This window comes from Micromonospora sp. WMMD712 (assembly GCF_029581295.1).
In the GTDB taxonomy this organism is placed as follows: Bacteria; Actinomycetota; Actinomycetes; order Mycobacteriales; family Micromonosporaceae; genus Micromonospora; species Micromonospora carbonacea.
Window position 1 is genome coordinate 7535754 of sequence record NZ_CP120743.1, and the last position, 13667, is coordinate 7549420.

General features: G+C 73.4%; 13 protein-coding genes. 5 read left to right on the top strand and 8 right to left on the bottom strand.

All coding sequences use genetic code 11. The features are described from left to right. Positions 1 to 3: 3 nt before the first annotated feature. Both O7633_RS31980 and O7633_RS31985 read right to left on the bottom strand, forming a co-directional pair. Complete coding sequence (locus O7633_RS31980; RefSeq protein ID WP_282325056.1) at positions 4 to 2103, bottom strand: hypothetical protein; 2100 nt, start codon at positions 2101 to 2103, stop codon at positions 4 to 6. Positions 2104 to 2383: 280 nt separating this feature from the next. Beyond that, positions 2384 to 3199, bottom strand: coding sequence for an IclR family transcriptional regulator (locus O7633_RS31985; protein ID WP_278134018.1), 816 nt, complete (start codon positions 3197 to 3199; stop codon positions 2384 to 2386). A 237-nt stretch (positions 3200 to 3436) separates the two neighbouring features. Between O7633_RS31985 and O7633_RS31990 the strand changes: the two genes are divergently transcribed. From O7633_RS31990 to O7633_RS32010, 5 genes are all read left to right on the top strand, one after another. Beyond that, entirely contained in the window at positions 3437 to 4816 is a 1380-nt protein-coding gene (locus tag O7633_RS31990) for an aspartate aminotransferase family protein (RefSeq protein WP_282325057.1), read from the top strand. Beyond that, complete coding sequence (locus tag O7633_RS31995) at positions 4816 to 6003, top strand: mandelate racemase/muconate lactonizing enzyme family protein (protein WP_278134020.1); 1188 nt, start codon at positions 4816 to 4818, stop codon at positions 6001 to 6003. The genes O7633_RS31990 and O7633_RS31995 overlap by 1 nt, the downstream gene beginning before the upstream one ends. After that, positions 6000 to 6842: an amidohydrolase family protein gene (locus O7633_RS32000; RefSeq protein ID WP_074475989.1), complete on the top strand. Its 843-nt coding sequence runs from the start codon at positions 6000 to 6002 to the stop codon at positions 6840 to 6842. Before O7633_RS31995 ends, O7633_RS32000 begins: the two co-directional genes overlap by 4 nt. Next, positions 6839 to 7666 carry an SDR family oxidoreductase gene (locus O7633_RS32005; protein ID WP_282325058.1) on the top strand — a complete coding sequence of 276 codons (828 nt, stop codon included), beginning with the start codon at positions 6839 to 6841 and terminating at the stop codon, positions 7664 to 7666. The genes O7633_RS32000 and O7633_RS32005 overlap by 4 nt, the downstream gene beginning before the upstream one ends. A gap of 169 nt (positions 7667 to 7835) precedes the next feature. Next, complete coding sequence (locus O7633_RS32010) at positions 7836 to 8492, top strand: NAD(P)H-dependent oxidoreductase (protein WP_282325059.1); 657 nt, start codon at positions 7836 to 7838, stop codon at positions 8490 to 8492. Here the strand turns inward: O7633_RS32010 and O7633_RS32015 are convergent. From O7633_RS32015 to O7633_RS32040, 6 genes are read right to left on the bottom strand one after another with little or no spacing between them, the layout of a single operon-like run. Beyond that, positions 8435 to 8971: a hypothetical protein gene (locus tag O7633_RS32015; RefSeq protein WP_178064285.1), complete on the bottom strand. Its 537-nt coding sequence runs from the start codon at positions 8969 to 8971 to the stop codon at positions 8435 to 8437. The two genes, O7633_RS32010 and O7633_RS32015, sit on opposite strands and share 58 nt — an antisense overlap. Beyond that, positions 8961 to 9353, bottom strand: a complete 393-nt coding sequence (locus O7633_RS32020; RefSeq protein WP_074475993.1) for a carboxymuconolactone decarboxylase family protein — start codon at positions 9351 to 9353, stop codon at positions 8961 to 8963. Before O7633_RS32020 ends, O7633_RS32015 begins: the two co-directional genes overlap by 11 nt. Before the next feature lie 3 nt (positions 9354 to 9356). After that, positions 9357 to 10565, bottom strand: coding sequence for an MFS transporter (locus O7633_RS32025; RefSeq protein WP_282325060.1), 1209 nt, complete (start codon positions 10563 to 10565; stop codon positions 9357 to 9359). A 7-nt stretch (positions 10566 to 10572) separates the two neighbouring features. After that, a complete protein-coding gene (locus tag O7633_RS32030; protein ID WP_282325061.1) occupies positions 10573 to 11085 on the bottom strand; it encodes an aromatic-ring-hydroxylating dioxygenase subunit beta in 513 nt (170 codons plus the stop codon). After that, a complete protein-coding gene (locus tag O7633_RS32035) occupies positions 11082 to 12401 on the bottom strand; it encodes an aromatic ring-hydroxylating dioxygenase subunit alpha (protein ID WP_282325062.1) in 1320 nt (439 codons plus the stop codon). The genes O7633_RS32030 and O7633_RS32035 overlap by 4 nt, the downstream gene beginning before the upstream one ends. Continuing rightward, positions 12398 to 13564, bottom strand: a complete 1167-nt coding sequence (locus O7633_RS32040; protein WP_282325063.1) for a glycosyltransferase — start codon at positions 13562 to 13564, stop codon at positions 12398 to 12400. Before O7633_RS32040 ends, O7633_RS32035 begins: the two co-directional genes overlap by 4 nt. Positions 13565 to 13667: the final 103 nt, after the last annotated feature.

Consider the following 13667-nt stretch of genomic DNA (forward strand, 5'->3'; position numbering starts at 1 on the left):
CGGTCAGAGGGCGAGGTTGTCGCGGGCGACGACGCGGGCGGACTCGGCGGGCAGCTCGCGGGCGACCCCCTCCTCGACGCACCCGGTGTGCAGCAGGGTGGAGCCGACGCCGAAGGCGGCGTCGGCGAGCGTCAGCCGGCCGCCGGAGAAGCGCGCGCCGACGGCGCGGTACCGGTTGACCCCGGCGTCGACGCGCACGTGCGCGGTCTGCGCGTCGGCCGCGGTGCTGCGGTAGTCGCCCAGCTCGATCCGGACGGCCCCGCTGCCGGCGGCCCGGGTCAGCAGGGCCCGGCGGGCGTTGGTGCCGGTGACCGCCGCGCCGCCGTCGACGACGAGGCGCTGGTCGCGCACGGCCGACAGCTCGATGCCGGTGTCGGTCAGGGTGCCCCCGCGCACCACCACCTCGGCCGCGCCGATCAGCAGCGGGGCCGCGCCGGGCGTCCCGGTCAGCGTGCAGTCGGTGAAGCGCACCGGGCCCGAGCCGCGCAGGATCGCCCCGTCGAGGCCGCGGAAGGTGGTGCGGACGAAGTGCACCGGGTTGCTCACCGGGGTCTGCACGATCACCGTGCCGGCGGGCTGGTCGAAGTCGCAGTCGGCGATGATCGTGGGCCGGCCCGACCGGGCCGAGCGCTGGGCGATGCTGAGCGTCCGCGCCGAGCAGCCGCGCAGCTGCGCGCCGTCGGCGTTGACCTGGAGCGTGCCGGCCGGGTCGAACGTCGAGCGGGGGACGACCCGCACGTCCTCCAGGGTCAGGTCGGTGATCTTGGTGCCGGCGACGAACCAGGAGCAGACGTGCCGGCGGACGGTGATCCGCTTGGCGCTGATGCCCCACTGGCCACCGCTGTTGGCGATGTCCATCAGGCCGGAGTTGCCGGTGAAGACCAGGTCGTGCTCGTACTGCCCGTGGGTGGTGAACGGGTTGCCGCCGGCGTCGTCGCCGTCGCCGTGGCAGTTCTCCACGGTGCAGTACGCCGAGGCGGTGAGGTCGTTGAGGTGCCGGGCGTTGCTGCTGCGGCAGTCCACCACGTGCCCGTACAGGCAGTAGATCTGCTGGGTGAGGTAGCCGGCGCCGCCGTACATCACGGCCGGCGGGTTCTTCAGCGTGCAGTTCGCGGTGGTGAAGTGGGTGCACCAGCGGCGCATGATCACCGGCCACCAGGTGCCGGTGGCGTCGATGCCGGAGACGTCGCAGCGCACGGCGTACTCGTAGGCGACGGGGTGGGAGCCGCTGTACTCGCGGTCGTCCGGCCCCGACCCGGGGTACTCGCCGGTGAAGGCGACGTGGCCGAGGAAGACCATGTCGCGCACGTGGGCCCGCTGGACCGGCTCCACCCGCTGCCAGGTGATCCGGCGGCCCGGCTCCAGGGTCCAGCCGTTGAGGTAGCCCACCCGGATGTGGGTGCCGTCGACGATCTGGGTGACCTGGACCATCTTCTGTAGTTCGCGCTCGTCGGCGCCGGTGAGGGCGTCGCTGGTGGCGGTCCACCACTGGCCGACGGCGAACCGCGCCGAGTCCGGCACCGGGAAGACGTCGGTCAGCTCGGGGACGGTCTCGGTGAGGGTGTGGGTGATCACCGTGTCGGTCACCGTGCCGCGGAAGTACAGCACCGCGCCGAACGGGTTGTCGTGGGTGTTGCGCTCGATGCCGTCGGTGTGCACGGTGTGCCCGCCGAAGTCCAGCTCGATGTCGCTGCGGCCGAAGGTGTGCCGCTTGACGAAGCGCAGGTCGGTGTGGGCCTCGACCCGGCGGATCGCCGGGTCGCCGACCATGGCGTCCAGCGCGGCGTCGGCGGGGGTGTCCCGGCCGAAGATGCCGAACCTCCGGAAGTCGCCGGTCCCGTCGTGCACGGCCAGCCACCGGCCGCGCCGGTCGCCGCGGCCCGGGTACGGGTCGTGCACGGTGCCGCCGTTGCCAGCGGCGGTGCTGGTGGGGTCCCAGCGCAGCAGGATGCCGCCGCCGTCGCCGGGGCGGTGGTAGCCGGCGACCCGCACCAGGGCGCGGGCGGTCAGCGTGGCGGGGGCGAGCCGGGCCAGGTCGGCGACGGTGTCGACGCGCAGCATCTGGTCGTGGGGGGTGGGCGTGGACGTGCCAAGTAGACCCATGGAGAGCCTCAACCTTCGCGGTCCAGCCGTCCGGCGGGGTGCCGGACGGCGGTTGCTTGGGGGCCTGCGGGCGCCACGGGGCGTACGCAGGGCGGGGGAAGGTCGGGCAAACGCGCGAGGCGCGCAGGCGGCGGAGCTGCTGACCGGAACGCCCGGCGCCGGGGCTGCGGCGCGACGGGAGTCAGCTGTTCGCCCGAGACGGCCGCGGCCGGGGGCCGCGACCTGCCACGACCGGGGCCGTGACGTTGGCGGGAACGTTAAACAGCAGGTGAACCGGCTGTCAAGGGGTCTGGCCCGCCGGGACGTGGCCCAGCCGGACGGAGATGGCCTCGGCGGCCTGGCGCACCTGCCGGCCCAGCTCCTGGTAGCGCCAGCTGGGCAGGCCGAGCTTCAGCCCGGTCACGCTGATCGCGCCGCAGCACCCGCCGCTGTGGTCGCGCAGGGCGCTGCCGATGCAGAACACCCCCTCGGCGTCCTCCTCGTCGTCCAGGGCGTACCCGGCCTTGCGGACGTCGTGCAGGTGGGCCACGAGCGAGTCCAGGTCGGTGATGGTGTGGTCGGTGCGCCGGGGCAGCCCGACCCGGCCGATCAGCTCGGCCACCTGCGCCGGGGTCATCTCGGCCAGCAACGCCTTGCCCAGCCCGGTGCAGTGCGGCAGCTCGCGGGTGCCCATCCGCAGCTCGATCTGGATGCGCTCGCCGTTGCTGACCTGGTCGATGACGACCGCGTGGGCGCCCTCCGGGACGGCCAGCCGGGAGCTGAGCCCGGTGTCGCGGGTCAGCGCGGTCAGCACCGGCCGGGCGATGTCGCGCAGCGACAGCTGCTCCTGGGCGCGGACGCCGAGGCGGGCCAGGGCCATGCCGAGCCGGTAGCGGCGGTTCATCCCCTCGCCGTCGTCGGCGGCCAGGCCGTGATGGCACAGCGTGTGCAGGGTGGCGAACGCGGCGCTCTTGGACAGGCCGCAGGAGCGGGCGACGTCGGTGACGCTCAGCCCCTCGCCCGGCGTGGCGGCGGAGAGCGCCTCCAGCACCTCGGCCGCGCGGCTGACGCTGCGCACCAGGTAGCGGGAGCTGTCGACGTCTTCGGTGGTGGCCATGGTCCTTCTTTCGATCAGGGAAGCTGATGCTGTTCGCCAAGGCCGAACAGCGTAGCAAGCCCGTTCGGAAATCGGGCCTCCCGCTGTTGACCTTCGCGATTTCACCTGCCTAGTATGCCGAACATCGTTTGGTATAGCCGAACACTGTTCAGAGTTTTGCTGGTTCCTCCTGCGGCGGACAAGACCGCGGCACCGCGACCGGGCTGGGTCGCCGCGCCGCACCGATGAGGAGAAGGTGTGAATTCACGATCGGCCCCGTCCGGCGTCACCCCCGCCGAGCGGGCCCGCCGGGTCATCCCCGGCGGCGTCAACAGCGGGCAGCGCAGCATCCCGGGCCTCACCGAGATGGTGATCGCCCGCGCCTCCGGCGCGCGCTTCTGGGACGCCGACGGCCGCCAGTACACCGACTACCACGCGGCCTTCGGGCCGCCCCTGCTCGGCCACAACGACCCGGACGTCAATGCCGCCGTCGCCGAGGCCGGCACGCGGGTCGACCTGTGCGGGGTGGCCGTCACCCACGGCGAGATCCAGCTCGCCGAGACCCTCGCCGAGCTGGTCCCGAGCATCGAGAAGGTGCTGCTCACCAGCACCGGCAGCGAAGCCACCTTCCACGCCCTGCGGGTCGCCCGCGCCGCCACCGGCCGACGCCTGGTGGTCAAGTTCCAGGGCTGCTACCACGGCTGGCACGACTCGGTCAGCCTCAACGTGATCTCCGCCCCCGACCGGGTCGGCCTGCCCGACCCGATCTCCACGGGCATCCTGCCGGAGGTCCTCGACGCCACCCTCGTGCTGCGCTTCAACGACGTGGCCGCCGTCCGGGCCGCCTTCGCCGCGCACGGCGACGACATCGCCGCCGTCATCGTCGAGCCGGTGCCGCACAACGTCGGCTGCCTCCTGCCCGACCAGGAGTTCCTCCGGGCGCTGCGCGACGAGTGCACCCGGGCCGGCAGCGTCCTGGTCTTCGACGAGGTGATCACCGGTTTCCGGCACGACCTGGGCGGCTGGCAGCGGATCAGCGGCGTCACCCCCGACCTGACCACCCTCGGCAAGGCCATCGCCAACGGCTACCCGATCGGCGCCCTGGGCGGCCGCGCCGACCTGATGGACCTGTTCAGCACCCGTCCGGGCGCGCCCGCCTTCTTCGCCGGCACCTACAACGGGCACCCCGCGGTGGTCGCCGCCGCCCTCGCCACCCTCGGCAAGCTGCGCTCCGAGCCCGTGCACGAGCACGTCCACCGCCTCGGCGAGCGGGCCCGCGCCGGCATCCGCGAGGTCCTCGCCGACCTCGGCGTCCCCGCCGTGGTCACCGGGCACGGCTCCGTGTTCGTGACCTACTTCATGCCGGGCCCGGCACCCCGCAGCTACGACGACCTGCTGCGCAACGATGCCGGCATGTTCATCGGCTACCGTCGGCGGATGCCCGAGCACGGCATCTTCGAGCTGCCGCTGAACCTCAAGCGCAACCACATCTCCTACGCGCACACCGACGCCGACATCGACCACCTGGTCGAGGCCACCCGGGCGGCGGTGCGCGACACCCTCGCCTCCGGCGGGACGACCGAGCTGGCCGGCACCGCCACCATGGGCGGCGCGGTCGCCAGCGCGGAGGGGCGCTGATGCTCACCGTCGACAAGACCCGGCCGGTCGGGCCGGCCGGGCGGATCAGCCGGGTGGAGACCCTCACCCTCGGCACCGCCTGGCGCGACTTCTCCTACGTGCGGGTGCACACCGACGCCGGGCTGACCGGCGTCGGCGAGATCACCCACCCGTACCGGGCCCGGGAGACCTGCCAGCTCGCCGAGGCGATGGCCGGGCGGCACCTGATCGGCGCCGACCCGTTCGACGTCGAGGAGATCTGGCTGCGCATGTACCAGGGCGACTTCCTGCGCGGCGGCGACGTCGGCGGGATCGTCGTCTCCGGCGTCGACCAGGCCCTCTACGACCTCATGGGCAAGGCCCTCGGGGTGCCCGCGTACCGGCTCACCGGCGGCGCCTGCCGCGACCGCGTCCGGGTCTACGCCAACGGCTGGTACACCGGCGACCGGGAGCCCGACGCGTTCGCCGAGCGGGCGCGGGCCACCGTCGCCAGGGGGTACCCGGCGCTCAAGTTCGACCCGTTCGGCGCCGGCCTCGGCGAGCTGTCCCGGGCCGAGCTGCGCCGCTCGATCGACATCGTCGCCGCCGTGCGCGCCGCCGTCGGGCCAGAGATCGAGCTGTTCGTCGAGGGCCACGCCCGCTTCGCCATGCACACCGCCGCCCGGCTGGTGCGGGAGCTGGAGCCGTTCGACCTCGGCTGGTTCGAGGAGCCGCTGCCGTGGACCCACATCGAGCGGTACGCCGAGCTGCGCGCCCGGGCCACCATGCCGATCTCCGGCGGCGAGCACTTCCACAACCGCTACGAGTACGCCCGGCTGTTCGCCACCGACGCCGTCGACATCATCCAGCCCGACCTCTCCATGGCCGGCGGCTTCACCGAGGTGCGCAAGCTCGCGGCCATCGCCGACCAGCACGCCATGGTGGTCGCCCCGCACAACTCCAACTCGCCGCTGTGCACCACCGCCTCGGTGCACGCCGTCCTCGGGATGCCGAACTTCAAGATCCTGGAGACCTTCGACGGGCTGCTGGAGGACTATGTCTTCGACGCAGTGCGGGGCGCCCTGCCGGTGGTCGACGGGCACATCGACCTGCCCACCGCGCCCGGCCTCGGCGTCGAGCTGGTGGACGAGGTGTTCGCCGAGCACCCGCCGAGCCACGGCTTCTGGAACATGTTCGCCGAGGGGTGGGAGAAGCGGGACCGCCGATGATCGTCGACGTGCACTCGCACCTGTTCGACTGCCCCGACCACGTCGGCGACCCGTTCGCCGCCGAGGCGGCGCGGGCCCACGGCGGCGAGGTCGACCTGACGGTGCGGTGGTCGCAGTACGCGGCCACCGCCCCGGCGGACACCCGCACCGTCGTCGTCGGCGGCAAGGCCCGCCGGTCCGGGCTGTGGGTCGACGACGCCGCGGTGGCCGCGTACGTGGCCGCCCGGCCGGACCGGCTCGTCGGGTACCTCGCCCTGGACCCCACCCAGCCCGGGTGGCGCGACGAGCTGGAGCACGGGCACCGCGACCTGGGCCTGCGCGGCATCAAGCTGATGCCGATGTACGCCGGCTTCGACCCCGCCGACCCCGCCCACGACGACCTGTACGCCTACGCCGAGCGGCACGGGCTGCCGCTGCTGGTGCACACCGGCACCACGTTCGTCTCCACCGCGCCGCTGCGCTATGCGCTCCCGGTGCACCTCGACGAGGTGGCCATCCGCCACCCGGAGCTGCGCATGGTGCTCGCCCACCTCGGCCACCCGTACGAGGGGGAGTGCATCGCGGTCGTCCGCAAGCACCGGCACGTCTACGCCGACGTGTCCGCGCTGCACTACCGCCCCTTCCAGCTCTGGCACAGCCTGCGGCTGGTGCAGGACTACGGCGTGTGGCACAAGCTGATGTTCGGCAGCGACTACCCCTTCACCACCGTCGACGCCTCGATCGAGGGGCTGCGGGCGGTGGGGCGGGTGCCCGGCATCCCCGGCCTCGACCCGCTCGACGCCGAGCAGATCGAGCGGCTGATCCACCGCCCGTCCCTCGACCTGCTGGGGTTGGCATGACCCCCCGCGTCCCGCCGTCGTTCGACCTGTCCGGCCGGCTGGCCGTGGTGACCGGCGCCGCGCGCGGGCTCGGCGCCGCGTTCGCCGCCGGCCTCGCCTCGGCCGGCGCCGACGTGGTGGTGGTGGACCGGCCCGGTGTCGACCTCGACCCGGTCGTGGCCGCGGTGACCGAGCGGGGCCGCGCCTGCCACCCGTACCCCTTCGACCTCGCCGACACCGAGGCGATCGCGGCCTGGTTCGACGGGGTACGCCGCGACCGCGGCCCGGTGCACATCCTGGTCAACAACGCCGGCGTGGCCCGGCTGGAGCACTTCAACGAGATCACCGTCGCCGCCTGGCGGGACGTGATGCGGGTGAACGTGGACGCCGTCTTCTTCCTCGCCCAGCGCGCCGCCGAACACATGATCGCCGACGGCGTGCCGGGCCGGATCGTCAACGTCTCCTCCAAGAACGGGCTGGTGGCCGAGGCCGGGCTGGCCCACTACAACGCCTCCAAGGCCGCCGTCGAGCTGCTCACCCGGTCGCTCGCCGCCGAGCTGGGGCCGCACGGCATCACCGCCAACACGATCGCCCCCGGCATGATCGCCACCCCGATCGACGGCGAGTTCCCCCTGGACCGCGAGGCGTTCGAGGCCGCCTGGGCGGAGCGGATCCCGCTGCGCGGCGGTTACGGCACGCCGGCCGACTGCGTCGGCGCGCTGTTGTTGCTGGCCTCCGCCGCCGGCCGCTACATCAACGGCACCCACCTGGTCGTCGACGGCGGGGTGCTCGCCGACCAGATGCCCCGGCTGCGGTTCATGCCGCCCTACCGCAGCAGCCTCTGACCCGCGACCGGTCCCGCCGTGGTGTCCCGGGCCGGGAGCGCGAGCGGTGCGACCGCTTCCGGCGGTGCCGCACTGTCGGTAGGTTGAGGCTGCCTCCGCGTGACGGCCACGGGGCGTCGTGAGGTGGCCGGCCCCGGGTTGGCGCCGAGCGGACAGGGGAGGCCCTCGAATGAAGATCGTCGCGTTGTCCTGCACGCAGAAGCGGCTGCCGTCGGTGACCGACGCGCTGCTCGAAGCGGCGATCGGCGGCGTCGTCCGGGAGGTCGGCGACGCGCGGATCCAACGGATCCGGCTGATCGACCACCGCATCGGGATGTGCGAGGGCGAGGACACCTGCCTCGATCCCGAGGTGGGCCGGTGCACCCTCGACGACGACTTCGCGCACGTCGTCGACCTGGCCGAGGGCGCGCAGGCGATGCTGCTCGCCATGCCGGTGTACGCGGGGAACGTGCCGGCCGTGCTGAAGATCTTCCAGGAGCGCCTGAAGAGCTTCATGAACGCCCGGCAGCGCCCGTTCGGCAACCTGCTGGTGGGCACGATCGTCCATTCGCGCACGATGCTGACCGAGCCCGCGTTGGGCTCGCTGTTCCCCTGGTACCTGCGCCTGAAGAACCGCAACGTGGCGTCGGCGTGCGTCACCCAGAACGACCACCAGGACCTGACCCGCACCGCGGCGATCGACCTGTGCGTGGCCGTGGGCCGGCAACTCGGCATGACGCTCGACGTCAGCCGGTCGCCGGCCCCGGACCGCACGGCGCTGCCGGTGGTTCAGCCGGTGGCGCGTCCCCGCTGCGGCGACCCGGCCGCGTCGCATTCCGTGGGCTGAGGGGACTCCGCGCGCCAGGTGCACCCGTCGCCCGCCTGCTCGCAGGTGACCGTGACGTCCGGTTCCACGTAGCGGGCGGCGATGGCGGTGTTGAGCTCCTGGCAGTACGCGCACGGCGACGAGAACGTCAGCACGACGCCCGCGCGGGCGGCCCGCTTGCGGTACCGCAGGATCCCGCAGTCGGCGTTGCGCAGGACGGTGCCCGAGGGCCCGGCCTCGCTGGTCACCGCCGAGTCGTACAGCAGGAGCTGGTTGCGCAGCCGGGTCATGAAGTGGTCGGTGGCCGACACGCCGGTGGGCCGCTGCGCCCGCAGCAGCTCCGCGGTGATCCGGGAGTTGGCCTGGATCCACGCGGCCAGGCCCGCTTCGCCGTGCTCGCCCAGGACGAACTCCTCCGCAGCGGCCTGGGCCTCGAAGAACCGCTGACGCCACAGGTCGACCTTCTCGGCCGGGCCGAGGGGGGACGGCTCACCGGTCACGGTCCGCATCCTTCCCCGCGGCGGCGTCCAGCTCGGCGAAGACCTCCTGGGCGACGCGCAGCCCGTTGTTGGCCACCGGCCAGCCACCGTAGTAGGCGAGCTGGATGATGACCTCGACGACCTTCTCCCGCGACATCCCGAGGTGCAGGGCGGCGCCGATGTGGCCGCGCAGCTCCCAGTCGGTCCGGGCCAGCGCGACCGCGGTCAGCGCGACCAGCTCCCGCTCCTCGACGCTGAGGTGGGGGCGGGTCCAGATCTCGCCGAACAGGTGGTCGACGGTGATCCGCAGGAACTCCGGGTGGGAACCCGGGCGTGGTTCGCGGCCGAAGACCTGGTGGAACATGGCCACGCCCTGCTCGTGCCGGGCATCCGGCTGACTCATCGATCAACTCCTTCGCTTGGGCCGAACAGTTGGCAACGCCCACGACGCCACGAGGGCGGCGAACAGCAGCGCGGCGCCGCTGCCGAAGGCGGCCGGAACCCCCAGCCGCTCGGCGACGAGGCCGACCACGACCGGCCCGACCACGGCGCCGACGTCGGTGCACATCGAGAAGACGGCGACGCCGCTGCCGGCGCGGCCGGCGACGACGTCCCCGATCAGCGCGGCCGGCGCGGCGTTGAGCAGCGCCGATCCCGCCGCGTACCCGCAGAGCAGTACGACGAGCCAGGCGTAGCTGTCGACGAACGCCAGGGCGGCGATGGCCGCCGCCGCCACCCCGGTGCCGGCGATCATGGCCGGCCGGCGGCCGGCCCGGTCGACGACCCTGCCGGCCGGCACGATCAGCAGCGCCTGGACGACGGCGGACGTGGTGAACGCCCAGCCGACCCACGCCACGTCGTGCCGCCACGCCACCACCACCGTGGGGACCAGCGCGCTGCGCAGCCCGAACAGCACCCAGCCCTGCGCCAACGCGGCGAGGCACGCCACCTGGTAGCGGCGGTCCCGCAGCAGGAGCGGCAGCCCGACCGCGCCCCGGTCGGCCCCCGCGCCGGCGCGGGGGCCGGTGCGCAGCACCGCCAGGGCCAGCCCGGCGGCGGCCAGCAGCAGCCCGGCGTACGCCAGGAACGGCGTGGACAGGTCGACGAGGGCGAGGAGCCCGCCCAGCGCTGGCCCGCAGATCCCGCCGAGCAGGAAGCCCGCCTCGAACACGGCGCTGGCCCGGCCCCGCTGGTCGGCCGGCGCGATCGCCAGGAGCATCGCCAGGGCGGACACCGAGAACAGCACCGAGCCGACGCCGCCGAGGCCACGGAACACGAGGAGTTGCGCGTAGGACGAGGCGAACGCGGTGAGGGCCGAGGAGACCGCGCACAGCAGCAGGCCGGCGACCAGGACCCGCCGCTCCCCGAACCGGACGCCGAGCCGGCCGCAGAACGGGCTGGCGGCCAGCCGAAGCAACGCGAACAGGGCGACGAGCACCCCGATCTGGGTGGGCCCGGCCCCGAAGGTCGCCGCGTACACCGGGAGCACCGGGAGCACCAGTCCCAGGCCGAGCATGACGCAGCCGCCGACGACGCTGAGGACGTGGACCTCGCGCGGGAGGCCCGGCTGGGCGGTGGCAACGGGTGGGACGTTGCCGGTGCCGGCCGCCGTCACTGCCCGGTCACAGGATGATGCTGAGCTTGCCGTGCTCGTACAACGTCTCGTGGTCGAGCACCACGACCCGCCGCCGGATCCGGAACGACTCGCCGTCGACGACCAGCTCGAACCGGTACTTTCCGACGTAGGCGTCGGAGCGCCCGTGCCCGAACCGGTGGACGACGACGTTGGCCGCCACGTCGAGGTGGCCGCCCCGATCGGCCAGGATCTCCACGTTGCCGATCATCCGGTTCGTCCGCGACCGGGGGTTCTCGCACCACACCTCGCCGTTGAGGAGCTGCTCGACGCGTTGGCGCAGCCGGGCGGCGTCGTCGTCGACGAGCCCGAGCGCGTCGCCCGCGCCGTCGCGGACGTCGGTGGCCGGCACCGCGTAGCGGATGTCGTCGGTCAGCATCTCGTCGTACCACTCGTGCAGCCGCCACTCGTCGAGCAGCCGTGCCTCGCGGAACAGGAACTGGCTCACCCGGTGCCACAGCCGCACCTGGGCCGCCCCGTCGACGCTCAACTCGATGGTCATCGTGGCCCCGCCCCCTGTGCCCCGGCCCGGCGGCCGGGCTCGTGGTGACCGTCGTCGCCGTGCATCAGCCGGTCCCACTGCCGCCAGAACTCGCGGGCGGGAAGCTCGTCGGTCGTCTCCGGGACCTCCTTGTTCATGCCCCGGGACAGGTCCGAGTAGCGGACCGCGCGGTTGAGGTAGCCCCGCTGGCACGACTCGATGATCTCGATGTCGTCGGGGGTGGCGAAGCCGGCGGGGCCGAGGAACGTCAGGTAGTGGCTCTTGCGGAGCTCGCGGATGTCCGGGTCCTCGTCCCTGGGCGCCAGGGCGACCGAGGTGATGGCCATCCGGCCGGCGCCGACCGGGTCGATCTTGCGGATCGTGATCGCGATCGCGTCGATGATCATCAGGTTGGGGAAGATCAGCAGCGCGCGGTTGGTGCCGGTGATCCGTTGCGCGCGTTCGGGGCCGAACCGCTCGACGAACCGCGCGGCCGTCGCCTCGATCCGGGGCCGCACCTCCGGGCCGAACATCGGCGTCCAGTAGGCGAGCGGGCGCGCCGCCGCCGGCGGCAGCTCGTTGGCCCCGTGCCCCAGCCCGAGGGCGCGGCCGAAGCCGCCCCGCCGCCGGGGCGGCACCGACCCCAGCGATTCCATGTAGCCGACGTATCGCTTGTGCAGGGCCCGGAAATGGTAGATGTCGACGCTGTTCTCCATCATGAGTTTCCAGTTGGCCTGGGCCCCGTGCAGTTGCGCGCCGCGGATCACCTCCATTCCGGCCGTGGACTGGTCGTCGACGAGGTCGAGGTATTCCGTCGCGCCCGCCAGGTATTCCGTCAGGGTGCGCGGCTGCTGCGGATCGAAGGTGACGAACACGAAACCGCGGTAGCTGTCGCTCTGGTGCCGCGTGAGGCCGAAGTCCGCCTTGCGGAACCCCGGCCCGTACCCGTCGGGGATCGGGACACCCACGAGGTCGCCCTGGTTGGAGAAGGTCCAGTCGTGGTAGGGGCAGCGGAACGATCGGACCTGCCCGGCCGGCTGCGAGCAGACGAGGGCCCCACGGTGCGGGCAGCTGTTGGCGAACACCCGGATCACCCCGTCGGACCCGCGCGCCAGCACCACCGGACGCCCGCCGACGTCGCGGGCCACGTACGAGCCCGGCGCGGGCACCTCCGACTCGTGCCCGACGTACAGCCAGCAGCGGTCGAAGATCCTCGTCAGCTCCCGGGCGGCCAGGTCCTCGTCGGTGTAGGCGCGCCGGTCCACCCGGAACGAGAGGCGCTCGGGGTCGTCGAGCACGATCGGGTCGTGCACCGGCCGGTGCAGCTCGATGGTCACCGCGTCACCTGCCGTCGCAGGCTCTCGACCGTGCCGGCGACCAGCTCGGCCGTGCGGGCGGCGGAGTCGCCGCACTCCGGCTGCGCGGCGCGCAGCCGCGCCCGGTGGTCCCGGGCGGGATCGAGCAGGTCGGTGACGGCGTCGGCGACGGCCTGCCCGGTGACCGCGGCCGGCTCCAGCGCCGTGCCGAAGCCCGCGCGGGCCACGAAGTGCGCCTGGATGGGCTGGTCCACCGCCAGCGGGACCACCAGCATCGGCGTCGCCGCCCGGATCGACTCCGCCACCGAGTTGTAGCCGCCGTGGGTGACGAACACGTCGGCCCGGTCGAGCACCTCGCGTTGCGGCAGGTAGGGGGCGGTGAGCACGTCGTCGGGCAGCGCCAGCTCCGCCGCCAGGTCGCCCACGGAGGCGATCACCTGCGCGCCGGTCGCCGCCGCACCGAGGATCACCGTGCGCAGCAGGTCCGGCCGCCGGTAGAAGATCGTGCCGAAGGAGACGTAGACCACCGGGCGGTCGGGGTCGAGCCGGTCCAGGGCCGCGAAGGCGACCTCGTCGCCGCGGGCCCCCGCCGCGCCCGGCAGGCCGACGAGCTGCACGCCGTCGTCGGTGACCGCGTCGGCCCCGACGAGGGCGGGGATCGTCGGCATCAGGTTGAGGATCGGCGACCGCGCCGAGTGGGTCCTGGTCGACCACCCCACCCCGTGCCCGGTCAGGTAGTCGCCGACCTGCTCGTCGTAGGCCCAGCGGCCCCGCCGGTGCTCGGCCGGGCACACCCCGCCCAGGTTGGCCCAGATCATCCCGTACGGCACGCCGGAGGCGTGCGCGCCCACCATGGCCGCCGCCGTGACCGGCAGCGAGTCGACGAGCACGAAGTCCGGCTCGGCCGCCCGGATCGCGTCGGCTGTCTGCTCCGCCACCGGCGACGACCGCAGCATCGGGCCGATCCTCGCCGGGTCGCCGCTCCACGGCGCCATCTCGACCTCACCGACCCCGTGGACCTGTGCCTTGCCCAGGGCCTGACGACGCTGCTCGTGGAGCGCGCCGCCGTCGGCGGACAACAGCAACAACGCGACCTCGCCGCCGGCGGCCTGGAGCGCGTTGACCACCGGGACGTACGGGTTCAGGTGGCCGTGCTGAGTCGTGGTGAGCAGGGCGACGCGCATCAGATCTCCGATCCGTCGAAAGAGCCGGGACGGCGACGCACGAACGGCAGGACTTCACCCCCGGACAGGCGGGAAACGCCCGGCAGGCAAAAGGGACCGTCGA